The 25,231-nt window shown below is 48.0% G+C and carries 17 protein-coding genes; 10 read left to right on the forward strand and 7 right to left on the reverse strand.

What is annotated here, in order from left to right; all coding sequences use genetic code 11:
- Positions 1-313: 313 nt before the first annotated feature.
- Positions 314-538 (reverse strand): hypothetical protein, encoded by a 225-nt coding sequence (locus KDK15_RS18835; protein ID WP_257296937.1) that lies wholly within the window; start codon positions 536-538, stop codon positions 314-316.
- A gap of 163 nt (positions 539-701) precedes the next feature.
- Positions 702-1,775, reverse strand: a complete 1,074-nt coding sequence (gene fbaA, locus KDK15_RS18840) for a class II fructose-bisphosphate aldolase (protein WP_257296938.1) — start codon at positions 1,773-1,775, stop codon at positions 702-704.
- Positions 1,776-2,604: 829 nt separating this feature from the next.
- Between fbaA and adhE the strand changes: the two genes are divergently transcribed.
- From adhE to crr, 5 genes are all read left to right on the forward strand, one after another.
- Positions 2,605-5,220: a bifunctional acetaldehyde-CoA/alcohol dehydrogenase gene (gene adhE, locus KDK15_RS18845; RefSeq protein WP_257296939.1), complete on the forward strand. Its 2,616-nt coding sequence runs from the start codon at positions 2,605-2,607 to the stop codon at positions 5,218-5,220.
- 87 nt (positions 5,221-5,307) lie between these two features.
- Positions 5,308-6,318 carry a type I glyceraldehyde-3-phosphate dehydrogenase gene (gap, locus tag KDK15_RS18850; protein ID WP_257296953.1) on the forward strand — a complete coding sequence of 337 codons (1,011 nt, stop codon included), beginning with the start codon at positions 5,308-5,310 and terminating at the stop codon, positions 6,316-6,318.
- A gap of 345 nt (positions 6,319-6,663) precedes the next feature.
- Entirely contained in the window at positions 6,664-8,097 is a 1,434-nt protein-coding gene (gene pyk / locus KDK15_RS18855; RefSeq protein ID WP_257296940.1) for a pyruvate kinase, read from the forward strand.
- Positions 8,098-8,180: 83 nt separating this feature from the next.
- Positions 8,181-9,161, forward strand: coding sequence for a 6-phosphofructokinase (gene pfkA / locus KDK15_RS18860; RefSeq protein ID WP_257296941.1), 981 nt, complete (start codon positions 8,181-8,183; stop codon positions 9,159-9,161).
- A gap of 188 nt (positions 9,162-9,349) precedes the next feature.
- Positions 9,350-9,856 (forward strand): PTS glucose transporter subunit IIA, encoded by a 507-nt coding sequence (crr, locus tag KDK15_RS18865; RefSeq protein ID WP_257296942.1) that lies wholly within the window; start codon positions 9,350-9,352, stop codon positions 9,854-9,856.
- An 89-nt stretch (positions 9,857-9,945) separates the two neighbouring features.
- On the opposite strand, the gene KDK15_RS18870 is transcribed toward crr, so the two are convergent.
- From KDK15_RS18870 to ptsG, 3 genes are all read right to left on the reverse strand, one after another.
- Positions 9,946-10,698: a hypothetical protein gene (locus KDK15_RS18870; protein WP_257296943.1), complete on the reverse strand. Its 753-nt coding sequence runs from the start codon at positions 10,696-10,698 to the stop codon at positions 9,946-9,948.
- Positions 10,699-11,039: 341 nt separating this feature from the next.
- On the reverse strand, positions 11,040-11,696 hold the full coding sequence (locus KDK15_RS18875; protein ID WP_257296944.1) for a hypothetical protein: 657 nt from the start codon (positions 11,694-11,696) through the stop codon (positions 11,040-11,042).
- 111 nt (positions 11,697-11,807) lie between these two features.
- Positions 11,808-13,241: a PTS glucose transporter subunit IIBC gene (ptsG, locus tag KDK15_RS18880; protein WP_257296945.1), complete on the reverse strand. Its 1,434-nt coding sequence runs from the start codon at positions 13,239-13,241 to the stop codon at positions 11,808-11,810.
- A 529-nt stretch (positions 13,242-13,770) separates the two neighbouring features.
- Between ptsG and KDK15_RS18885 the strand changes: the two genes are divergently transcribed.
- From KDK15_RS18885 to queF, 4 genes are all read left to right on the forward strand, one after another.
- The gene (locus KDK15_RS18885; protein WP_257296946.1) at positions 13,771-14,682 is read left to right on the forward strand and encodes a TIGR01777 family oxidoreductase; all 912 of its coding nucleotides are present in this window, start codon (positions 13,771-13,773) and stop codon (positions 14,680-14,682) included.
- A gap of 130 nt (positions 14,683-14,812) precedes the next feature.
- Positions 14,813-15,760 carry an ABC transporter ATP-binding protein gene (locus tag KDK15_RS18890; protein WP_257296947.1) on the forward strand — a complete coding sequence of 316 codons (948 nt, stop codon included), beginning with the start codon at positions 14,813-14,815 and terminating at the stop codon, positions 15,758-15,760.
- A 116-nt stretch (positions 15,761-15,876) separates the two neighbouring features.
- Positions 15,877-16,590: an ABC transporter permease gene (locus KDK15_RS18895; RefSeq protein WP_373691414.1), complete on the forward strand. Its 714-nt coding sequence runs from the start codon at positions 15,877-15,879 to the stop codon at positions 16,588-16,590.
- A gap of 12 nt (positions 16,591-16,602) precedes the next feature.
- Entirely contained in the window at positions 16,603-17,454 is an 852-nt protein-coding gene (queF, locus tag KDK15_RS18900; RefSeq protein ID WP_257296949.1) for an NADPH-dependent 7-cyano-7-deazaguanine reductase QueF, read from the forward strand.
- Between the two features lie 49 nt (positions 17,455-17,503).
- Here queF and KDK15_RS18905 read toward each other — a convergent pair whose 3' ends face one another.
- Both KDK15_RS18905 and KDK15_RS18910 read right to left on the reverse strand, forming a co-directional pair.
- Positions 17,504-19,051 carry a hypothetical protein gene (locus tag KDK15_RS18905; RefSeq protein ID WP_257296950.1) on the reverse strand — a complete coding sequence of 516 codons (1,548 nt, stop codon included), beginning with the start codon at positions 19,049-19,051 and terminating at the stop codon, positions 17,504-17,506.
- Positions 19,052-19,332: 281 nt separating this feature from the next.
- Complete coding sequence (locus tag KDK15_RS18910; RefSeq protein WP_257296951.1) at positions 19,333-22,569, reverse strand: PEP/pyruvate-binding domain-containing protein; 3,237 nt, start codon at positions 22,567-22,569, stop codon at positions 19,333-19,335.
- Between the two features lie 387 nt (positions 22,570-22,956).
- Here KDK15_RS18910 and KDK15_RS18915 point away from each other — a divergent pair.
- A partial coding sequence (locus tag KDK15_RS18915) for a hypothetical protein (RefSeq protein ID WP_257296952.1) occupies positions 22,957-25,231 on the forward strand: 2,275 nt, incomplete at its 3' end.

Raw genomic sequence — 25,231 nt, forward strand, 5'->3', positions numbered from 1 at the left:
GACACCGCCCTTTCACGGCGGTAACAGGGGTTCGAGTCCCCTAGGGGACGCCACTCATACTCTTTAACAGAGAGCTAGGGCTGAAAACCCTTAAAATCATCCGCAGCTTGAATAGCTCAGTTGGCAGAACATAACGCTTGCCAGCGTTGAGGTCCCACTTTCTTGTGACAAGAGTCAACCTCGTTTTACGCTCCAATTCAAAAAAAATCAGCCGTCAGGCTGATTTTTTTTAGCTTTAATTTTGTTATTCCCTTTTACCCGTCAATCGTGCATCCTTCTCCGATGTCGGATCGGTCTCTGGCTATGGTTTGCCTTATCGAACCTGGGACTGACGTCGCTGCTTTTTCAGCGCTTTAAAGCCTTCTTTCAGTAAATCAACCAGCTTAAAGTCATTCTTGGCGGCATACACCTTAAATTCCCTGGAAAACTCGGGGGATACTCTGAAGCTAAGTCCGACCCATTCATCATTGGCTGATTTGGATTGCAGCTTATCTTTTTTTGTGGTGGTACTTTTGGGTTTTACTTTCTGTCTGGGCATGATTTTCCCCATTCTTTTTGTTTAGAGTTGTGAGATATATCGTCAGAGGGGCTAAAGAGTTTAGAGGTGACAAGGGATTTCGCTGTTCTTGATGATTTGAGGGGGATTTTGGCTTGAGAGGTTTTGGTGATAGGACACCGGCAGGTGCCGGTGTCCGGGCAGATTACAATACGTTGACGCTGTTCAGGTCATGATGGGCTTGCTCAAGGCGGGAGATCATGGACTCCTGGCCAGCTCGAAGCCATACCCGTGGGTCATAGAACTTCTTGTTTGGCTTGTCGGTACCTTCAGGGTTGCCTAGCTGGCCCTGCAGGTAAGCTTCATTTTTCTTGTAGTAGTTCAGAACGCCTTCCCAGCATGCCCACTGGGTGTCCGTGTCGATGTTCATCTTGACCACGCCATAGGAGACAGATTCTCGGATCTCTTCCAGGGTAGAGCCAGAGCCGCCGTGGAATACGAAGTTCAGTGACTTGGCTGGAATGCCGAACTTCTCAGAGCAGTATTTCTGGGAGTTGTCGAGAATCTTTGGTGTCAGCTGAACGTTGCCTGGCTTGTATACGCCGTGAACGTTACCAAAAGAAGCGGCGATGGTGAAACGGTGGCTGATCTTGCTCAAAATTTCGTAGGCGTAGGCTACGTCTTCCGGCTGGGTGTATAGCATAGAGCTGTCCATTTGAGAGTTGTCCACGCCGTCTTCTTCACCGCCCGTACAGCCCAGTTCGAACTCCAGTGTCATGTCCATCTTGGCCATGCGCTTCAGGTATTCGGCGCAAGTGGCAATGTTTTCTTCCAGGGGCTCTTCAGACAGGTCGATCATGTGAGAAGAGAATAGTGGCTTGCTGTGCTGCTCGTAAAACTCTTCACCCGCAGTCAACAGAGCATCAATCCATGGCAGCAGTTTGCGGGCAGCGTGGTCAGTGTGCAGGACTACAGGGATGCCGTAAGCTTCTGCAACCGCGTGGACATATTTTGCACCGGCAATAGCACCCAGGGCACCAGCAGGGTCAGTCTTAAGGCCTTTGCCTGAGAAGTAGGTCGCGCCACCGTTGGAGAACTGAATGATGACAGGAGACTTCACTTTGGCCGCAGCTTCAAGAACTGCATTGATTGAATCGGTACCAACAACGTTCACTGCTGGCAGTGCAAATTCACCGGCCTTGGCAGCTTCAAAGATTTTCTGAACGTCATCGCCGGTAACTACGCCTGGCTTTACCAGGTCCAGGATTTTTTGGGACATGTGACTGATTCTTCCTCGATCAAGGGTTAACAATGCGTTTCAGGTCTGGTCAGAATTTCTTTTCTTGCAGCCCGGTCATAACGGCGGGACCGAATCATTCGTCGTTTTATCATCAGGGCTGAAAAATTCCGGATTAGACACTTCAAATTCTTGCTAATGATACGGAAAGGTTACAGCAGGTAAAGCCTTTTTTCCTAATTAATAAAAAACTATGGCGGGGGGATTTTATAACTGTTGTTTATTGTTGTCTGTTTCTGTTTTTATAGGATGCGGTTGTGTTTTTCCAGTGGCCTGATTTTGAAAATGTTTTTTTTAGTTTATTGGTTTTTATTGAAAATGCCGTTTTTTATAAGTTTTTTTGAAAATTAAGTATGGAAAAAATCATGTCAATGTGTGAATGCTGTTGATCTATTTTGATGCTCTTTTGCAAAAGAAATCAATAGTGGTTTCTTGATTTGAATCAGTTTTTTTTGGTTTTCTTGTGTTGTAATGCTGAAGACGGAAAACGATATATATCTAAAGATAAACAAAAAACAAATTTAAATATTTTTTTAGAATAAATATTTTGGGATACTCAATGAACTTGCAAAGGCTAATGCATGCAATTTTATCGAAGCAGAGAATTTACCGATAAATGGCAATGGTCAGGCATTAATACCCAAGATGCACTATCTTGAGAAGGTTGAAATAGAAGACGGAGACCTGATGGTTGCCAGCTTATTAAATAGTATTTCTATTCTGAGCGAAGATATAAAACAAATAGCCTCGGAATTATAGATAGTTTTTTTAAGGTTATCTTGGTTAACTACTTAGATAGAGGACGATAATCATGGCCGGAAAAAAGCAGGCTGAAAAAACCGTAAACAAAGATGCGGTTATTCAGGATGTTGATGCTCAGATTAATGCGTTAATTGAGCGGGCAATGGTGGCAAGGGAGAAGTTTCTTAAGCTGACTCAGGAAGATGTCGACAGGATCACCAGGGCTATGGCTCTGGCGGGTCAGGCAGCTCATATGGAGCTGGCTCGAATGGCTGTTGAGGAGACCGGTCGTGGTATCCTGGAAGATAAGGTGACCAAAAACATCTTTGCGACCGAGTATGTTTACCACTCCATCAAGTATGATAAGACCGTTGGCGTTATTGAAGACAACGCTGAAGAAGATTTCATGCTGGTTGCTGAGCCTGTAGGCATTGTGTGTGGGGTTACTCCGGTGACCAACCCGACATCCACCACCATGTTCAAGTCTATTATTTCTACCAAAACCCGGAACCCGATTATTTTTGCCTTCCACCCTTCCGCACAGAAATGTTCCAGTGACGCGGCCCGGATTGTTCGTGATGCAGCGGTTGCGGCCGGAGCCCCTGAAGACTGTGTGCTGTGGGTCGAGTACCCTTCCATTGAAGCGACTCAGAAGTTGATGACGCACCCTGAAGTTGCCGTCATTCTGGCAACTGGTGGCTCCGGCATGGTGCGTGCAGCTTACTCTTCCGGTAAGCCTGCGCTGGGCGTAGGTTCTGGCAATGTACCTTGCATTGTTGACCACTCTGCGGATATCAAACAGGCCTGTAATGACCTGGTAATGTCCAAAAGTTTTGACAATGGCATGATCTGCGCTTCCGAACAGGCCGCGATTGTTCATCAATCGGTCTATAAAGAGGTGGTCAAAGAGCTGGAGTCTCAGAATGTGTACTTCACTACGCCAGAGGAAACCGGGCGACTGGCTGAAGTTGTCATTCATGATGGGCATGTCAACAGTAAGATTGTTGGTATGAAGCCTTCTTACATTGCCGAACTTGCCGGTATCAAGGTTCCTGAGAATACCCGTATTCTGGCCGCAGAAATTGAGGGTGTAGGTCCTGAGTTCCCCCTGTCCCGTGAGAAGCTGTCTCCGGTTCTGGGGGTGCTCAAGGCTAAAGATGCCCGTCATGCTGTTGAGCTGGCGGATCAGATGTTGAACTTTGGTGGCCTTGGACACTCTGCCGTACTTCATGCCCAGGATAACCAGGTGATTGATGAATTCTCTCTGGCCATGAAAGCAGGCCGTATCATTATCAACTCACCAAGTACCCACGGTGCCATTGGTGATATTTACAATACCAATATGCCTTCCCTGACTCTGGGTTGTGGTACCTACGGTGGTAACAGTACCACCTCCAACGTATCTGCCGTAAACCTGATCAATGTCAAGCGTGTCGCCAAGCGCCGGGTCAATATGCAATGGTTTAAACTTCCCAGAAAGATTTACTTCGAGAGCAACTCTCTGCAGTACCTTGAAAAGATGCAGGACATCTCTCGTGTATTTATCGTTACTGATGAGGTTATTCAGTCCCTGGGTTATGCGGATAAAATCCTCTACCACCTGAGAAAGCGTGCCACACCGGTTCAGGTTGAAATTTTCAATCAGGTTGAGCCTGATCCAAGCCTGGAAACAGTGCGCAATGGCGCTCGCGAAATGGCGCGGTTTAATCCGGATGTGATCATTGCCCTGGGCGGTGGTTCACCGATTGATGCGGCTAAGGGAATGTGGCTTTTCTATGAACAGCCGGATGCTGACTTTGCCGGTATGGCTCAGAAATTCCTGGATATCCGCAAGCGTGTCTATAAATTCCCGCATCTGGGTAAGAAGGCCAGGCTGGTGGCAATTCCGACCACTTCCGGTACCGGTTCTGAGGTAACGTCGTTCGCCGTTATTACCGACAAGGAAAAAGGTGCCAAGTACCCACTGGCTGATTATGAGCTGACTCCGGATGTGGCAATTATCGATCCTAACCTGGTACTGACTGTGCCGAAGAAGGTGGCAGCAGATACTGGCCTGGATGTGCTCACTCACGCCATTGAAGCTTATGTGTCCATCATGGCTTCAGATTACACCGATGCTCTGGCGATGAAAGCGATTCAGCTGGTCTTTGATTATCTGCCGCAGTCTTATGAAACCGCGGACAAAAAAGCTCGTGAGAAAATGCACAACGCGTCCTGTATTGCCGGCATGGCATTTGCCAACGCATTCCTGGGGGTAAACCATGCGATTGCTCATAAGCTGGGTAATGAACTGCATATTTCTCACGGTCAGGCCAATGCGGTGTTATTGCCTCATGTGATTGAGTACAACGGCTGCCCTAATCCAACCAAGGTGGCGTCATTCCCGAAATATCAGTATTACATTGCCCATGAGAAGTATGCTGAGATTGCCAGAATGCTGGGCTTGCCCGCCAAGACTCCGGAAGAGGGGGTTAAATCCCTGGCCAATGCCGTTCGTGATTTGATGAAGCGACTGGATATGCCTGCGTCTCTTCAGGAGATTGGTGTCGATGAGTCTCTGTTCAAGAGTAAAATCAGCATGCTGGCTAACCACGCCTTTGAAGATCAGACCACAACGGCAAATCCTCGTTTGCCATTGATTTCCGAGCTGGAAGAGCTGCTCACCAAGGCTTACTACGGTAAATAACCTTCGACTGAAATCAGAAAATATGATTTCATTTGGTTAACTACAGGCAGGGCGGTAATTCCGCTTTGATTAACGGTATTTGGAGACATCATGATCAAGATAGCTATTAATGGCTACGGCCGTATCGGTCGCAACGTACTGCGCGCACTCTACGAAGCTGGCCGTCGCGATGAATACCAGATTGTTGCCATTAATGATCTGGGTGACACCAAAATCAATACTCACCTGACTAAGTACGACACCGTTCATGGCCGTTTCAACGCACAGGTTGAAGAAGGCGAAGGCGCCCTGTTCGTAAACGGTGACGAAATCAAGACTTTCTCTGAGCGTGACCCTTCGAAGCTGCCATGGGGCGAGCTGGGTGTTGACGTTGTCTTTGAATGTACTGGTGTTTTCCGTTCCAAAGATTCCTGCAAGCCACACCTGGATGCCGGTGCCAGGAAAGTTATCATTTCTGCTCCTGGCTCAAACGTTGACGCTACCATCGTCTACGGTGTGAACCACGACACTCTGACTGCAGATATGACCGTTATTTCTAACGCGTCCTGCACCACTAACTGTTTGGCTCCTATTGCCAAGCCGCTGAATGATGCTCTGGGCATTGATAAGGGTCTGATGACCACTATCCATGCTTACACTAACGACCAGCGTTTGAGCGATGTATACCACTCTGACCTGTACCGTGCCCGTGCCGCTGCCATGAACATGATTCCAACAGCAACCGGTGCTGCAGCTGCAGTAGGTCAAGTCGTTCCTGAGCTGAAAGGCAAGTTCGACGGCATGGCTGTTCGCGTACCGACTATCAACGTCTCTCTGGTTGATCTGAGCTTCGTTGCTGCACGTGAAACCACTGTTGAAGAAGTGAACGAAATCATTGCTACCGCTGCCAAGTCCAGCCCGGCAATGGGTACTGTTCTGTCTGTGAACAACGAAGAACTGGTTTCCATGGACTTCAACCACAGTCCGTTCTCTTCCAACTTTGATGCTACTCAGACTCGTGTTCTGGGCAACCTGGTTAAGGTTATGTCCTGGTACGACAACGAGTGGGGCTTCTCCAACCGTATGCTGGATACGGCCAAGGCCCTGATAAACGCGTAAGGCATTCACAAAGGTGAACTCAACACAGGCTCGTTTAACGGGCCTGTGTTGGTTACGATAAATGAGATACGCAATCTTGGAGGCTGTTGGTAAACAAAGAGAAGACAGTGCTATGGGGCAAGATGGCTCCTATACTGTAATCGCATTTTCTTCTTTATGTTTGCACTCCGTTCAATACAGTTGTCCTGCAGAGCAGAGGTGTACAGGTTGTGAACGGCTGCTGTGTACATCATTAATCCATTAAGGCCTGTCGCTTGCTGTAATCACTCCTCTGGGGTGGCATAAAGCCTTTAACAGGCTGAAGGCTCCCATGAGAGCGGCGGGTTCACCAGCGAGAGGATTATCATGCTCAGACGCACAAAAATTGTGGCAACCCTGGGGCCTGCAACAGAATCTGAAGAACAACTGCAAAAGCTGATTGAAGCTGGAGTTAACGTTGTTCGCCTCAATTTCTCCCATGGTGATTCGGAAGATCACAAAGCCCGTGCCAAAACCATTCGTGAAATTGCTGTAAGGCTGAACCGTCCGGTTGCCATTCTGGGTGATCTGCAAGGACCAAAGATCCGCATTGGCCGTTTCCAGAAAGGCAAGATTCACCTTCCTGATGGCGCAACCTTTAACCTGGATGCCAGCCTTCCCATTGATGACGGTGATGAAACCCAGGTGGGGCTCGGTTATAAAGATCTGCCAAACGACTGTAAGGTTGGTGACATACTGCTGCTTGATGACGGACGGATCAGCCTGGAAGTCATGGCTATTGATGGTTCTTGCATAAAGACCAGGGCAATCAATGGTGGTGAGCTGTCCAACAACAAGGGCATTAATCTTCAGGGTGGTGGTCTTTCTGCTGCGGCATTAACGGAAAAAGATAAGCAGGACATTCTTCTGGCTGCTGAGCTGGAAGTGGACTATCTGGCGGTATCTTTTGTCCGTCATGCCAGTGATGTTGAAGACGCCCGTCGTTTACTTAGGGAAGCTGGCGGAACCGCCGCCATACTGTCCAAGATCGAGCGGGCTGAGGTGGTGAACGACCATGACCTGCTGGCTGAAGTTATTTCGGCATCCGATGCCGTGATGGTTGCCCGAGGTGATCTGGGGGTTGAAATTGGTGATCCTGAACTGATTGGTGTCCAGAAACACATGATTAGTGAAGCCCGTCGTTTGAATAAACCGGTCATTACGGCCACTCAGATGATGGAGTCCATGATTCACAACACGCAACCAACCCGGGCAGAAGTTTTTGACGTCGCCAATGCGGTGCTGGATGGCACTGATGCCGTGATGTTATCCGGTGAAACGGCCACCGGTAAGTGCCCGGATGAAGTGGTTAAGGCCATGAGCCGCATTTGTCTTGGTGCTGAAAAACAGTCCGTTGAGTACATGACGGAGCGCCGTATTGGTCAGTTTACGAATATTGATGAGGCTATCGCTCAGGCAACCCTGTTTGCAGCTAACCATCAGGGTGACATTAAGGCCATTGTCTGTCTGACGAAAAGTGGTGCCACACCGCTGTGGATGTCCAGAATCAATACCCGCCTTCCTATTTTTGCCTTGACTCGTTACCAGACTACCGAGCGTCGGGTTGCCCTGTATCGTGGCGTGGAGGCAGTGGCTTTTGACAGTGGTACTGAGTACGGTCCGGAAGTCAATGGACGTGCAATTAATGTCCTTAAAGAGCGTGGTCTTCTGGAAGTAGGCGACAAGATTATTTTGACCAAAGGCGAGAGTCAGGAAATCGAAGGTGGTACCAACACCATGCAGATTATCAGCGTAAGCTGAGCCTGGCTGAGTCAACAGAACCTAACTATTTATTTCTAATTGCTTTACCAGCAGTTAGGCACTTGGAAGGAGAAGAGCCTGGCATGACCGAATTAAAGAGAGTCGGAGTTTTGACTTCCGGGGGCGACGCTCCCGGTATGAATGCGGCCATCCGTGCCACTGTTCGTGCCTGTATTTACTACGGTATTGTTCCCGTAGTGATTCAGGAAGGCTACAAAGGGTTGATTGAAAACCGTATGGAAGTGGCGGATGCCCGGACGGTTGCCAATATCATTAATCAGGGGGGGACCTTCCTGAAATCCGCTCGCTGTCAGGAGTTCCGCACCAAAGAAGGCCGTGTAAAGGCCTACGAAAATGCACGGGCTGCTGAGCTGGATGGTCTGGTGGTGATCGGTGGTGATGGCTCATTCACCGGTGCCATGCTGCTGGAAGAAGAACATGGTCTGCCCTGTATTGGCGTTCCCGGTACCATCGATAATGACATTTATGGGACTGACTTCACCATTGGTTATGACACAGCCCTGAATACTGTTGTCGAAGCCATTGATAAGATTCGTGATACCGCCACTTCTCATAACCGCCTGTTCTTCATTGAAGTCATGGGCCGTGATGCCGGCTTTATTGCTCTGAACACGGGTATTGCCTCTGGTGCAGAGGATATTCTGATTCCTGAGCAGGAAAAGACGGTTGAAGTATTTATGGAATCTTTGCAGAAGAGCGGTCGTGCAGGCAAAACTTCCAGCATTATTGTGGTTGCTGAAGGTGATCGCAGTGGTGGTGTTTTTGAACTGTCCCGTGCTGTGGAAGAAAATTTTCCTGAATATGAAGTGAAGGTTACCGTATTGGGGCATATCCAGCGTGGTGGCAAGCCTACCTGCTTTGACCGTGTTCTGGCCAGCCGTCTCGGTGTTGCCGCGGTAGAAGCCCTGCGCAATGGCGACAGTGGTATTATGGTGGGTGTTCGTGACCAGCAGGTGGTTAAAACCCCACTGGAAAGAGCAATCAGCAAGCACAATCAGATTGACAATCACCTGATGAAAGTGGCTCAAATTGTTTCAGTCTGATTCTCTGGTACTAAATGGTTGAATGCTGATCAGCAGATGACTAAAGTTCTTTAAGTCGGAAAAGCCTCTGAAAATGAGGCTTTTTGCTTCCCTCCCAGCCGGTGTAGACCGGTCCCGCGTCTATGAAGCGGTCTCATGCCATGAGCAAGCTTCATAGAAGATTGTTGTAACAGCCGCAGGTAACAGTTATGGCTATCTTTGACTCTCTCAAAAAAAGTCTGGGTTTTAACTCAAATGAAGGAACAGTCCTGAAGGCACCTTTGACGGGAAAGATTGTTCCCATAGAGGACGTTCCGGATCCGGTGTTTGCCGACAAGGTGGTGGGAGATGGTCTGGCCATTGATCCAACCGGACATATTATGGTCGCGCCCTGTGATGGATTGATTGGCAAGATTTTTGAGACCAATCATGCTTTCAGTATGGAAACACCCTCAGGCGTTGAGCTGTTTGTTCATTTTGGCATTGATACCGTGGAGCTGAAAGGGGAAGGCTTTAAACGAATAGCGAAAGAAGGGCAGCGGATTAAAGCGGGTGATCCTGTGGTTGAAGTGGATCTTACTTTGCTGAAAGAAAAGGCGAGGAGTGTGGTAACGCCCATTGTGATCTCCAATATGGATGATGTCAGTCATCTGGAGAAGTCCAGCGGGAATGTGCAGGCTGGGGCTGATACGCTGTTAACTGTATTTATGAAGTGAGCCACTTTCAGTCATGGCCAACCAGGCCGGTTTGGCCATTGATGCAAGGCCGTTTATGCAAAAAAGTGTCGTGTAGAAACACAGTGCATTTAGTTTTTTGGCATAAATGAAGGAATTTTCATTTGTTGAAACTTGGCTATGCTTTCAGCAAATTCTGGCGCGTCCTTATTAGCCATTGCCATTTCAAGGCCGAAAGCGTCAATTTTCAGATCATCACCGACGGCACTGTTGAAGTTTTCTACTGCATTTTTGAAGTCTTTTATAGCATAATTCAAATTAGTTTGAGATATTATCCGACCATTATTGCTCTTATGTCTCATGTCTTGTAATTCATTTTTAAGATTTTGCATCTGTTTCAGGCTATTGCAAAGTTTGGTAAATTTCTTCTGGGTGTCTGGATTCTTCAGGGCCAGATCTATTGGCTGCTCAACATTCTCTTTTTTCGCCTGGCTTGGCATAAATGCAGGGATTTTCATTTGTTTATATTTTGCTGCGTCTTCAGCAAATTCTGGCAAATGTTTATTCGCCATTGCCATCTCAAGGTCTGAAGCGTCAATTTGTTTATCAGCACTGACGGATTTATTGAAGCTTTTAACTGCCGCTTTAAAGTCTGCTTTAGCCAGCTGAACTTTAATACTGCACACACTGAAATCTTCCGTACCGCGTCTCAGTTTTTGTAAGTCATTTTTATCAGATTGCATCTGCTCCAGGGTAGAGCAAAGGGTGTCAAATTTCCTTTGGATGGTGGCTGGATTGGCCTGTTTTGCTGGCTGCTCAACATTCTTTTTTGTTGCTGCTTTGTCACTGGTGATTGGGCCGTGTTGCTGTGTTGGTCTATACAACTGGGCGTGTCTGGCCTTAATGCTGGTTTGTTTGGGTTTCGACGAAAAAAAGGATGACAGGAATGACTTGAATGTTTTTGGTTTCGTGACCTTAAACCCGCGAAAGTCTCCCTCTGATTTACTGGTTCCCTGAGTTTTACCGTCGTTTATTGCCGGTGTCAGGTTGACAGGTTGATGGCCGCCGCCGACTCCTTGCATTGCTGGGTCTCCCTAACACAATAAGAAGATACTAAAATATAGTCTCTTTTTCGGCCTATGTAGCTAATTTATGAGTGAAAGGCAGAAGGTATCTTTGACGGGAAAGATTGTTCTCATAGAGGATGCTCCGAATCCGGTGTTTGCTAGTGCTTAAGTAGAGTATTTTTCATTTTTTCATACTTGGCTAAGTCTTCAGCAGATTCAGGCGAGCGTTTTTCCATCATGGCCACCTGAAGCTTGTCAATATCAATTTTCAGTTGAGGGTCCACCGTTTTATTGAAATTTTTCTGAGCACTGGTGCACTTTTGTTTGGCACCAGTCATGGCATTTTGACATTCAGTGATCTGTTTATTGACTTCCTTGTATTGCGCGGTATTCACTCCCCCGGGAATCTTCAGAAGAGTGTGGTTAGTGCTATAAAGCTCTGAAAGTTTTTCTTGCAACTGTTGTATTTTCTCCAATTCCTGGTTGATTTGAGAAAAATATTTCATGGATTTTGGGTTATTACTTGCCTTTTTCAAAGCCTGCTCAAAATTCTGGCTGATGTCTTTGGCTCCGTCGTTATCCCTCCCATTAACCAAGGGTTGCCGGGCAGAGGCGAGCGTGGAGAGATTTCGTGATGCAAGCTTAGCGTTGTCGGGGATTGATGGGTAATTTGCAGGGAGAATATTTCTTAAACCTCCAACGACGGTGACTTTGAACTGGCCAAAAAAACCTTTGTCAGTCTGAACATTCTGGGCAGTGCTGTCGTTTGTTGGTGCCAGATTGACGGGCTGCTGAGTGCCTCCTACTCCCTGCATGCTCTTATCTCCGCAATAATTATTAAAATTTTTCTGTCGGCTGATTCCTGTCATTCATAAGCACCGCCAGAAGGCCTGAGAATCCCGGATGCTTCTGGCGTGATTCTCTTATCACATGGTTTTCATTGCCTCCTGCATTTCGGTACGGATATTGTCAGACTTGGGCCCGAAGATCGCCTGCATATTCTGGCCAACCACCACCACTGCGGTTGCGCCCAGTTGTTTTATCCGGTCAATATCGACATTTTCTGTATCGCTAACGGTGACTCTAAGGCGGGTAATACAGGCATCCAGGTTTTTAATATTGCCTTTACCGCCAAACGCATTAACCAGGTTAACGGCCAGCTCGCTGGATGACCCAACACTGACTTCGTTCTCACTTTCATCTTCGCGCCCGGGCGTTTTCAAGTTAAGTGCCAGAATCAGTAGCCGGAAAATAACATAGTAAAGAACGGCATAGAGTGCCCCGAGAATAATGATCCAGACAGGTTTGGTGGCAATGCCGAAATAGATCACATAGTCGATCAGGCCATTAGAGAAGGACATGGCCATCTTGATGTCCAGATAGTTGGTGATGACGTAAGCCATACCAGCCAGCAGCGCGTGCATACCGTAGAGCAGCGGGGCGACAAACAGGAAAGAAAATTCAATGGGCTCTGTTATGCCAGTCAATACGGAGGTAAGCGCTGCAGAGAGCATGATGCCGCCAGCCTTTGCTCTGTTTTCCGGCTTTGCACAATGCCACATGGCGATGGCTGCAGCAGGCAAACCAAACATTTTGAACAGGTAGCCGCCAGCAAGAAAACCGGCTGTTGGGTCTCCGGCAAAGAAGCGGGCAATATCCCCATTAAATACCGTACCGGACTCATCAATAAATTCACCCATTTCCATATGGAAAGGCACGTTCCAGATATGGTGCAGGCCAAAAGGGATGAGAAGTCTTTCGACAAAGCCGTAAACAAACCCTGCTGCTTCCGGGTTTTCATTCACCGACCAATGGGAAAAATCATTGATAACGGATTGGATAGGAGGCCAGATAAAACTAAGCAGAATACCGAGGAAAATGGCGCCAATGCCAGTAGCAATAGGGACAAACCGCTTACCGGCAAAGAAACCAAGATACTCCGGTAACTGAATTTTGTAGTACCGGTTAAACATCACTGAAGCCAGTATACCGACAATGATGCCACCAAAGACTCCGGTATCAATGGTACCAATGCCCATCACGGATGATGGTTCAAAGCCCAGGTGGTTGGCCATGATACCCATGGTACCCAGCATAATGACAAAGCCAACGACAGCAGCCACTGAAGCAACACCGTCGTTTTCTGCCAGGCCTATGGCTGTACCAATGGCAAAAATTAAAGGCAAATTGCTGAATACGGCACCGCCAGCCTGGGCCATAATGCTGGAAATCAAGTCTGGTATGAACGCAAACCCCGCACTGCCCACGCCCAGAAGAATCCCGGCTACAGGCAGTACGGCAACTGGCAGCATTAACGCTCTGCCAATTTTTTGCAGCGTACCAAAAGTACTTTTGATCATGAGGGTGGCTCCGGAAAGGGATTAACAGGTCAGACAGCCTCTTTGATAGTAGCCGGTTCAACTGGAACTCCTGCCTGTTATGAATGGCGATGGAGTAACAGATACCTTGCCGCTATCAGATTGAGTCAGTCCCAGTTAGTGTGTTGGAGGAGAAAAACAGTAGTTCATAAGAATAGACCAACTGGATGCTTTGCTAAGGGGCTATTGTCAGATTCTGTTGGTTCGTAAACGGAGCTATGAACCTATATGTCGTAATCTTCATTCGATCCAGCCTGTAAGCCCCTGGATGCTGTTCCGGGGATTTTCTTACCGGATGTTGAGGAGCCGATTTCATTTTTGGGAGATATAAAAATAAGCGGGAGCATCAGCCTGGCAGTCAATAAAGCTCAGGTTTGAGGGGACCTGAGCTTTTTTTTATCTTTTCAGAAAATGTTACGATTATTAACTGAGTGAGTATTATTAATCAATTGTAGTTTCCCTGCCTTAAGCCAAGGCGTAATTGGGGCTGAGCAATGGAGCTGATGGATTCATGCAATATCTGATTACCGGTGGTACTGGGTTTATTGGGCGCCGACTGGTTCATCGTCTGCTTAATGAAGGGCATCAGGTGATCGTGTTGAGTCGTCAACCGGCTAAAGAAGTTCGTCTGCAACTCTCTACCCGGGTGAAGCCTGTTTCATCGCTATCGGCTGTTAATCCATCCTCGTATTTTGATGCGGTGATTAATCTCGCCGGTGAGGGCATTCTCGATAAAAGATGGAGCCAGGCTCGCAAAAAGATCCTTTTGGATAGCCGTATAGGGGTGACTTCCGAGCTGGTGGACCTGATTGAGCGGATGGAGAATAAACCGGGCTGTTTCATCAGTGCTTCTGCGATTGGGTATTATGGCTTCTCCCGCCCCGGAGAGGAGCTGGATGAGTCAGCGGAAGTGGGCAGTGACTTCGCGGCAACCCTATGTGATCGCTGGGAGCAGGTAGCCAGGCGCGTTGAGACTTTAGGGGTTCGCACCTGTATTGTCAGAATCGGTGTGGTGTTGCATCCAACGGGTGGCGCGCTGCAGAAGATGTTACCTGTTTTCCGCCTGGGGCTGGGAGGGCCAATTGGTAATGGTCGACAGATCATGTCCTGGATACATATGGATGATATGCTCAATGCATTGCTCTATCTGGTAAACCACCCGGAAACAAAAGGGGTCTTCAATGCCGTTTCCCCGGAGATTCTGACCAACAAGGCATTTGCCAAAGAGCTTGGGCGTGCCGTTCGCCGACCGGCTGTCTTTACCACGCCTGAAAGTGTTCTGGCAATTATGCTTGGAGAGTCTGCACAGTTGCTAACGGAAGGGCAGGCGGTGACACCCAGGCGACTTCAGGAGGCGGGCTTTACCTTCGCCTACCCCAATGCCAGAAAGGCTTTGGCCTCATTGCTTGCTTACCTGCGATAAACGCTCCTCACTGGCCAGGGGCGTTTCTTATCATGATCATTGCAGACGGTTGTAAATAAATTAACGGTCTCAAAGATTATTTTATTATAAGATTTCATAACTGATTATAGACATCTCAAGGCTGAGAAACATGACTCAGGCATTGGTCATCAAGAATTTAAAAAAAGTATACGACGACGGTTTTGTTGCTCTGAAAGGAGTCGATCTGGAGGTCGCTAAAGGTGATTTTTTTGCCTTGCTGGGTCCTAATGGTGCGGGCAAATCAACCACCATCGGCGTGATTTCATCAATGGTTCGAAAGTCTGCCGGGAGTGTCTCTGTCTTCGGCTATGACATTGAGCGTGATCTGGTTCGGGCCAAGCGTTCTCTGGGGGTAGTGCCCCAGGAATTTAACTTTAATCAGTTTGAAAAAGTTGCAGACATTCTGGTCAGTCAGGCTGGCTATTATGGGCTTTCTGCAAGGCAGGCCAGACCACGTATTGAGCACTACCTGAAAAAACTCGGTTTATGGGATAAACGGTTTACCCAGTCCCGAATGCTGTCTGGCGGTATGAAGCGGCGTTTGATGATTGCCAGGGCGTTAATTCATGAACCTGAGTTACTGATTCTTGATGAACCCACCGCTGGCGTGGATATAGAATTGCGCAGAAGCCTGTGGGAGTTTATCAAAGAGATAAACGACTATGGAACCACGATTATTCTGACCACCCACTATCTGGAAGAGGCGGAGCAGCTCTGTCGTAATATTGCCATCATCGATCAGGGTGAAATCGTGGAAAATACCAGCATGAAACGGCTGTTAAGCCTATTGCAAAAAGAAAGTTTTGTCCTGGATTTGCGCCAGCCTATCGAGCAGATACCTGCGTTTTCAGGCTATAAAGTGAACAAAATTGACAGCAACTCCCTGGAAGTTGAAGTGGATAAGAATACCGGCGTGAATGATCTGTTCAGGCAGCTGAGTGAGCTTAAAATAGAAGTCGCCAGCATGAGAAATAAAAACAACCGACTGGAAGAGCTTTTTGTCAATATGACCAAAGGTGCCCTGAAAGATGAAAGTGCAACGGGAGGCAAAGCGTGATGTCAGGCCTGGAAAATGAGGGAAGTCGAGGCCTGCCAGAAAGGCCACAGCACAGTGAGTTTCGTTATCACTGGGTTGCCTTTGTTACCATCTTTGCCAAGGAAGTACGACGCTTTATGCGAATCTGGCCGCAAACGCTGTTACCGCCGGCGATTTCCATGGTGCTCTATTTTGTCATTTTTGGTGCGGTGATTGGCTCCCGCATTGGCACGATGAGCGGCTTCAGTTATATGACTTACGTACTGCCGGGATTGATCATGATGTCGGTGATTACCAACAGCTTCAGTAACGTAGCTTCAAGTTTCTTCAGCAATAAATTTCAGCGAAGTATTGAAGAGGTGCTGATATCTCCCGTGCCCAACTGGATCATTCTGGCGGGTTATGTTCTGGGTGGCGTGGCCAGGGGGGTGATTACCGGAGCTATCGTCATGGGTTTGGGCCTGTTTTTTGTTGAGCTGGAGGTTCATGATGTGTTGGTTACATTGCTGGCGGTGGTAATGACGGCCACCCTGTTTGCCTTGGGCGGTTTTATCAATGGCGTCTTCGCCAGAAAGTTTGACGATGTGTCTATTATTCCAACCTTTGTATTGACGCCCATGACCTACCTTGGTGGTGTCTTTTACTCCATCGAAATCCTGCCCGAATTCTGGCAGAAAGTCTCTATGCTCAATCCGATTCTCTATCAGGTGAATACCTTTCGCTATGGACTTCTGGGCGAGGCGGGTGGTCTTGATACCCGCTTTGCCTTTGTTGTAATGTTGCTGGCGATATTGTCACTGGGTGCCTATAGCTTGCACCTGCTGAAAACCGGTCGTGGCCTGAGAAGTTGATGGTTGTTGGCAATGAGTGATGTCCTGCATGCTTCACCGCTGGGTAAAAACAGCGACTACAAATCGGAATACGATCCTTCGCTGCTGTTTCCCATTGAGCGGCGAGACAAGCGTAAAGAGCTGGGTGTTGATCCGGATGATTTGCCATTTTACGGTCGTGATCTCTGGTATGGCTATGAGCTTTCATGGTTAAACCTTTCCGGAAAGCCGGTTGTGCGCGTTGCCCGGTTTGAGCTGCCCTGTAGCTCCCCCTGCCTGATTGAATCCAAGTCGTTCAAATTGTATCTCAACTCATTTAATCAATCCCGATTTGAAAGTGGTGAACAGGTTGCTGGCTGTATTGCCCGGGATCTTTCTGCAGCAGCCAAAGCACCGGTGGCAGTGCGGCTATATACCATCAATGAATTTGAGACCCGGGCTTTTGATCCTGCACCGGGGACCAATATTGACGAAGCCGATGTTATTGTGGATTGTTACCAGTATGATCCAACGCTGCTGGCCAGAAGCTCAACGGGTGATAAATCAGAGTCTGATGATGGATTGGTCAGTGAGACGTTGAATACCCATCTGCTGAAATCCAACTGCCCGGTTACCGGCCAGCCGGACTGGGGAACGCTGGTGGTCAGTTATCGTGGCGAGCAGATTGATCATGCATCGCTACTGAAATATGTCTGTTCATTCAGGGATCACCAGGAGTTCCATGAACAGTGTGTTGAGCGAGCGTTTGTTGATCTGCAAAAGCACTTCAGGTTTGCAGAGCTGACGGTCTATGCCCAATACCTGCGGCGGGGTGGGCTGGATATTAACCCCTGGCGCAGCACATCAGATAGCAAACCAGGGGCTCTCAGGTTTATTCGACAATAGGTCTCATGAATGATTTCTCGTCAGGCACAATAAGCGGGAAAGCCGGTGCTTAATCGATCTTGCTCTTGGCATGCTCGGCCAGATCGAATAAAGCGTTTAATGCCTCTGTTTTCTCTGTCTTACCGATTGAAGCCAAAGTAACTTTTTGACAAGCTTCCTGGTAAGCCTGCGGCTCAAGGTAACACCCGATGAAACGAGTTTTCAGCCTTTTTGCCAAATCAATTTTATTCCCGCAGACACAAAACTCCATGAGCGGATTGAGCAGGTACAATTTGTCACTGACTTCTCCGGAAAGGCAGCTGACATAAGACTCGATAAAACTCTCGAAATTTTCAATCTCGTAGGGTTCCATGTGCTTAGCTATACCTATCATTTTTTGCAAAATGTTCTGAATGGCGCCTTTGATTATCTGTCTGTCGGCTGCCCCGGGCGTTGCCAGTTCCAGTACGTCCTTGACAGAGTGCTGGTATGACGGATTCCAAAAGGCGTTGGCAAGGTGCTCGTCGGTAAGGCAAACGCTGAGTTCTTTGGCAATGTTTGCCGCCATTGGGTAATTACCCTTGGTAAAGCAGAGATTCAACAAGTCGTAGGCCAGCTCTTTATTCTCCATGCCGTGATTGAAAAATTCCTTAAAAAATCTCACTATGTCATCAAACTTTATTTGGTCCAGTTTTTGTAACCATTTGGTGTCTTCCAAACATTTTGCCAGCCCGTCAGCCAGAATGTTCCTGGCAAACGCCAGGGATTGGGCATCTTGCAGATTTGCCAAGTCCAGTATCGCTTTGCCATGGTCATAAAGGGGGAGGTCGTCAGGTTTGTCATCTTCAGCGCCTGGTGCGGAGACTTTGAGCAGTTTACCGAGAGCTTCGGCACGTTCACTGTATGTTGCCCGGTCCAGTAATTTGATAGCCCTGTTAAGTTCAGTGTAAGGTGCGTTTTTCACCAGTTTATCAAGGGCTATCTTGAGATGGTCTGCTTCCAGATTTAGATTTGCCTTATAGGTTGGTTTAATAAGGGCGGCATGGTCGAAATCTCCCCGGTCAATAAACAGTTTAAGAGCTGAATTCGCCAGTGTAATATCATGGCCACAAACTTCCAGCAAACAGTCGATAAGCATTTTAAGCTTATCGTACTCTCCTGTGGGCATACTAAGGATGGATGGCAAATTATCCTGCAGAATGGTTGAAAGGATTTTTCTGGTTTCTTGCGCCGCTTGATCTGGGGATGACAGTTTCAGCGATGCCAATAATGATTGCACCCGGGCGGCATCTTTTTCTTTTACGGCCTCTGCAAGGGCTGGTGAAACCTCTTCCAGGTCCATTGGAATTATCGGCTGCGGATCGGCTGTTATGCTGGTTTCGGATTGTGTGCCTGTATCTGCAGTGCAGCCTGGGCCAGAAGAAGAAATTTTTCTGTCGGCAAGGGCAGTATCTGGGCCTGTACCGGCTTCTACGTAGCCAATGGCATGGGAGAGTCTGGTAACGATAGCGCCAAACCAGCTGCTTTCAGCCTTCTCTGGTTTTTCTATTGACTGGTCTAGCTCCTGCTTGTTTGAGTTGAGCTGTGGAGACGATGGTGGGAGCTTTGCAGGTTGCATAATTAAGTACTTCACTAAGGTTGTTGTTGTTAGTACTGGCTTGGACAATAAAAAAAGCAATTAGTTGCAATAAGGCAAACAAAAGTCTCAGATTGATTTTCTGGTTCCCATAATCCAGGGCATTATTCAAGGTTTCCTGTTTGGCCTGGTGCCATGATGTTGGGCTGATGCTATCACCGTTGTCAGTCCGTATTTCATTCCGATATGCAGGCCAAATCAGGGCCGGGCCTTGATGTTTGAGTCAAAGTCAGATTACAAATTGTTATGATCATCTGTGCCGGTTACAGGAAATCCATGAGTTCCGGTTTTTTTTCGCGTAGGAAAAGCACCAGTTCCGGGTCGTGATCAAGATTAAATTGGCTACGTAAGACACTGATGTATTGCTTTCCATAATGAGGGGTGGCAATGGCAAGATGAATGAACAGCTCCTCCAAAATTCTTGCTGCATCCGATGGTTCAAGGTGTTTAATCTTATCGGCATACAGCTGATAGAGTTCCATTGGAGTGTCTGAGTGGTGCAAGCGTCGTGGTTCTTTCATACTGGCCAGATTAAAGAGTAGTTTGTATTCATCATCAAGGTATTTTAAAAATGTATAATCACTTTTAACGCAACTTAAATGAGCAAATGGTTGAATTCCAATCAACACAAGGCAATGCTTGAACATCCAGTTATTGTCAGATTCATCAATCCCTCTCTGGCAGTGTCTGATCATTTTATCAAAAGACCATTGATTGGCATTATTGCTGCCTGCAAGAGCGTTGAGCGGGATATCTATGCTGCTAATTCCGTCTAGCACCGTGACCAGTTTTACCAGGGCGTTTTGTAATGCCTGAGTTGAATTAACCTGAGTCAATTCTATGGTAATTTTGCCAGCGGTTTCATTAAACATAAGGATCGTGGGGTGTGAGTCGCTATCGATCGATGCATAACGCAGTGCCTGGACCAAAAACCAGAAGCGCATCAACTTACCATGAACTTGATGGTGTTTCTTAAGTTGAGAAAAATTGTCAGAGAGGCTCAGGCAGAGTGTACGTCCTTTGCCACCTTCAGCCTGTTCCAGCATGGTGATGGTACAGATATGGGAGCCCAGTTCGGCATTAATAAAAGCCGCATCTGCCAGGTTCAGCATTTGCAGCCTGCTGACAAGGAGTCTGTTCAGTACCGTAAGACAGTCGTTGTCCAACAGTCCCGTAATGCCCGGAGCGAGAATACTGACCAGCGTTTTATGTTTAGCGATTACGGTAATCTGCCCTTGGCCAGATGTCGCTGCCACCGGGGCAAGGGCGTCAACAAATCGTTTATGCAACCATAAAATCAGATCATGGACAGAACAGATCATGTGGACTTTTTCGGGTTGGGTCAGTTTTTGCAGAATATCCTGCAGGCTCTGGCAGTCCTGCCGCCATTGCCTGAAATTGAGCGGTTGTTCGGGCAGCTCCTGGTCCGTTGCCAGGGGCATGACAATCTTTTCGCACAGTTTGCTGACTGATGCCTGCAGGCGTTGATACTGCTCGCCAAGGGGGGGGAGTTCACGGTTAAGCAGAGTCAGGACATTTTTGGGATCAGGGTCAATATCGAAGTCAAGATCGAAGTCGGTGTCGATGTCGGTATCAATGTCGGTACCCTGTGCTAATGCCAGAAAGTGCTGATAACCGCCGAAAAACAGCTTCAGGTCGTGTACCAGCGCCATAATTTCACTTTCCAACTGTGGTAACAGCCTGGTTCTGTTGGCGGACATGCTCATGGCTGTACTGCGCCCGGGAGCAAGGCAGCGGTTCAGTAAACGGTCAGCGTGAAAATAATCCAGAAGTTTATCGTTTTGTCTGTTCAGCCAGCTTAACGCCTGGTCGACGCCAGTGTAGTCGAGAGGCTCTGAGGGCCTGGTGGTCGACGCCAACGGACAAGAACCAATACTGTCCTGACTTAACGTGGTTCTGGCGGCTTGCCAGTGGGCAGAGTGATCACCTTTCAGCAGGTAGGCACCGGGCTCGCCAGCAAAACTGCCCACCAGCAGCGTGACCTGCTGACCACTGGCATGGTCCACTGCCGGGCTGAACTGTTCACCCGCCAGCAGGCAGGGTTTGCCCGCCTGGCGCAGGGCAATGGCAACATGGCCATTGATGGCGCCCAGTCGAAAAACAAAACCGCCCAGCCGTTGCAGAATATCCGGGGCCAGCATCCAGTCGCCGGCATAATCGGCGAACAGAACAGCACCGGCCGACAGTTGCTCTGCCGGGCGTGGTGTTGTGGCGCAGGCTCGCAAAGCAACGCCGCTGCAACACCCTTCGCTGACAATGGTGCCAACCACCAGGGAGGATTCCGGAGCTCTGTCGGTGTAGTGGTTGCTGCCCGGCAGGCAGGTCACGGGCCGAACCTGCAACAGGAACAGCTGTTGCCGGTCATCTATGCCAAATTCAATATCCACCGGACAGCAGAACCGACTCTCCAGCTGCTCGGTATAATCTTGCAAACGTTGCAGCGTGTCAGCGCTAAGCAGGGCCTCGTCAAGCCCCATTGCTGTGTTCTGATCGCTGGAATCCCGGAGGAAGCGGTATTTTTCTTCGGCTGACAGGTCATCCTCAGTTGTGTCGCGCCTGATTGTGCAGCGCAGAACTGGACTGGCTGACTTGCCCGATACGGCGTCGTCGGGTTGACTGGGTACAAATTCCACCTGAATGCTGTCATCGCTCAGTGATGAGTGGCTGATCAGCACACCACCGGCCTGGCACTGGATGTACTGCTGGATAATCAGTGCCATGGCACTGACCTTGCCTTGCGGGCAGGCATCGGGGCGGTAGGCCGATGCCAGGACTTGCAGACAGGTTGCCAGGATGTCGCCATCGTGGTGGACAATGGACTGGTATCTGCCCGCCTGGGCATCGCCGAAGCGGTCTTCGTCCACTCCGGAACTGCGGACAATGCAGCGCTGGGAATGACTTTGTTGCTGGCAAGCCAGGTACCGCTGGCGAATTTCCCGGGCGCTATCGAGACCAGCGATTTGCGCTAAAAAGTCCTTACTGCCAATAAAGGTTGCTAATCCCCGCAGCCATGGTGTTTGTTGCTGGTGGGGCAACCCGGTGGTCATATCGCGCAGCTCTGACAGACTGAATTGCTCCTGGTCCAGGTGGGCAAGATCGGGCAGATAAGGCAGTAAGCAGCTTTTGGGAACCGGATGCTGTTCCAGAGTATTGATCAGTGAAGTCTCGATGAACGTGAACGGAGGAACGGGAAGATTGGCCTGCTGCATGATCTGCAAAAACAGGCCTTTGCCGCCAATCTCGGCCCGGGTCCGGGTGTTTGTGCATTCTGGCCTGGCCGGAAAAGCTGAATTTAAACTGGCTGACGGATTATCGTAATACACAACAGTACGCGCGTGTAATGATGTTTGCCCGTGGGCTTCGAGGCCTTGTTGTAACAAACCAGGCGTTTTGCTGCCGACAGTTTCAGGCGGTGGAAAAGGCTGGCCAAAACCGGCATTGCAGCCTGCGACTGCCGCAGAGGGTGAAAGTGGGTGCATAATACGCCCCATGGAAAGCTGATTTAATCATTAGACTGTTGTTCTTTTTTCAAACGACAGCTAGTTGATAAGGGCTGGCTAAGGGTAGAAGAAGTAAAGAATTTACCGGAATCACCAGATGACGCTGCGCCATCCGCTGACTCTGAGATGGAAAATGGTAAGTTATCCGATACCGCCACCCTTAGTTGCTCTGGCGATATAATTCAGTTCAGTTGACCCGGCAATAATAAAATAGTTCCATTAGTTGCAATTGCATTTTTAAAATTAAATAATTACCATTTCTGAGCAGTTCGCATTCAAACTTGGCGACAAGTTATTAATCTGCTGGTTGGCTCTTATTCAAAATACTAATAAAAAATATTATCAATCGAGATTGTATGTGTTGTTATGTCTCTACCTACTACAGCAAACTTTAAACTGGTAAATAAACCACTCGATAGCAATTCTCTGCCGATATCAGCAGAAGATGCTAACGGGGTAAAATTCTTTGAACTTCCAGAACATTTACACCAGGGTAAATCTTCAGCACCCGCCCTGGTTACCTCATTTTACCGAAACCTTGGTTTGACCGTTCGTGTTGTTGACGTAAAAAGTGTATTGGCTGAAAGAACAGAAAATAATACAAAAATAACACGATTCAGGCCTTTCAGTTGCCTGTTCCCAGGCAGTAAACGTGTGGTAGTACCGGCAGTTTCCGATTTGAATGAATGGGCAGATATCAACCTTAGAGGGCTGGTAACTGTTCATAAGCCGATAGATGACAGCGTTATGAAATGGGCTTATAAACGGGACGCCAGCAGTGACTCAAAAGGGGAAACGACTCATAAAGGTTTAAAAAAAATTACCGACTTTGCCACATTGAAAAAGAAATCAATGGAAGTTGAAGACCAGTATGGATCATTATTTTCGCTTTACTCCTCGGGTCATGTTGGTCCTGATGGTTATTTACTGCATCAGTCATTATTGCCGAAGGTTCATGGTGCCATCGACTACCCGGAAATCATCTGCCGATATAACTTTGACCAGACCCATTGCGGGTACTTGCTGGATTTCAGAAGGGAACAGTATTTTTTAAATATCGCCAAGTTTATGGAGGATATTTTACTCCTTGAACCCGATGGCTGTACCGGTCAATTGCCAAGGCCCATTGTTCTTTTTCTGTACGATAGCTTTCGGGGTATACTGCTGCCACCCATCGAACTTAGTCGTACTCTGCTCAACAAAATAGCAGACAACGCCAGGATATTTGACCGCTATACACGATCCATTGACGAAGAACGCAAGCTCTTCAATTTGTTGGCTCAGGCAGGCTATAAGCGCTTCCTGCAGCTACTGATGAACAATATTCCCGAGAGTGTGAATGCTGTAGCAAAGGCACGTAAACCCTTATATGTGGAAGGCATCAAACAGGCCATTATTAATCTGGAAGCCGACAAAGTCGTTGCCTTGCTGTCAGAAATAGATGATGAATTAATTAACAACATGGGCTTACCGACAACACTCATGGATCAATTGACTAATAATCCCGTTTTTACTTTTCAAGATTTTAAAGATTACAAGCATCCTGTTGCTAATAATTTTTTCCGGCAACGTATTGGCCGTGTGCGTTCACGGAAGTTAATGCGAACCACCTTTGCCGCACAGGGTACGATCTGCAGAGCACTATTAAAAAAAAATTTATTTGTCCCGGTAATATTGCAAGGCTATAACGAGCCTTTATATAACCCGCTGGTATGTTGTCTGCTGATTGCTAATGGCTCAAGAATTAATTTTTGTGGCTGGGGGTTTGAGGTGAGTAGGAGCCTTTTTCCAATAATAGCCGCCAAGGAATTTTACCGGGAAAACCTGTTGTCCAGGGCCGAACTCAAGATCATACGTTACGAGACTTTATGGCAAATCGTTTCTAATTGCACCAGTAGGGTGGTTACTGATCCTGATGAAATCCTGGAGCGATTTCACCAGCTGGTGAATACCCTGGCAAGAGTCCTGGAACAGCAAAAACGGAAGGGGCCCAAACGAAAGTCACACCCTGCCGACTGGGTTCAACGACAGTGTCGGCAAATCTTCAGTAATGCACTGTACACGTCATTTTATCTGGATAAAAAAGCCAGCGGTCTGGCTCTGAAGCAGGTACTGGAAAAGGGCTTGTCTACCCAGCGATACAATGACAAAAAGTTACGGGATTATATACGCTGTGTATCAACTACGGTGACTCCATCAAGAACTGGTTGTATCTTTTTGTCTGATAATGCACCGCATTTTATAGATATATACTTGGCTATCAACCGATTTCCGGACAAAGATAACAGCCCAGGTCACTGGCTGGAGGCGTTGCTGGCCTCACCGCCGATCTTTGATCAACGGGAGTTTCAACGTGTGGGTCGATATCGGACGATTAGCCGGGTGGCTGGCCAGCATTACTATCAGAGTCCCCATCCGAGTCAGGCAAAAGCCATCATGGTCCAGGGGTTAAAACCCTTTTACCGTCCTTTTCATGGATTGGACCACGCCCTGCGTACGCAACTGGCCACTGAATTTTTGCTGGAGGTACTCCTCGACTTTCACCAACCCTTCAGGGAATTACTTAAGCAACAGCCGCTGCTGGGCGAGTTACTGCCCATTGCCGAGTTGTACCACGACGCTGTCGCTGAAGTTGAAGCCA

Source organism: Endozoicomonas sp. YOMI1 (assembly GCF_024606345.1).
Taxonomy (GTDB): domain Bacteria; phylum Pseudomonadota; class Gammaproteobacteria; order Pseudomonadales; family Endozoicomonadaceae; genus Endozoicomonas.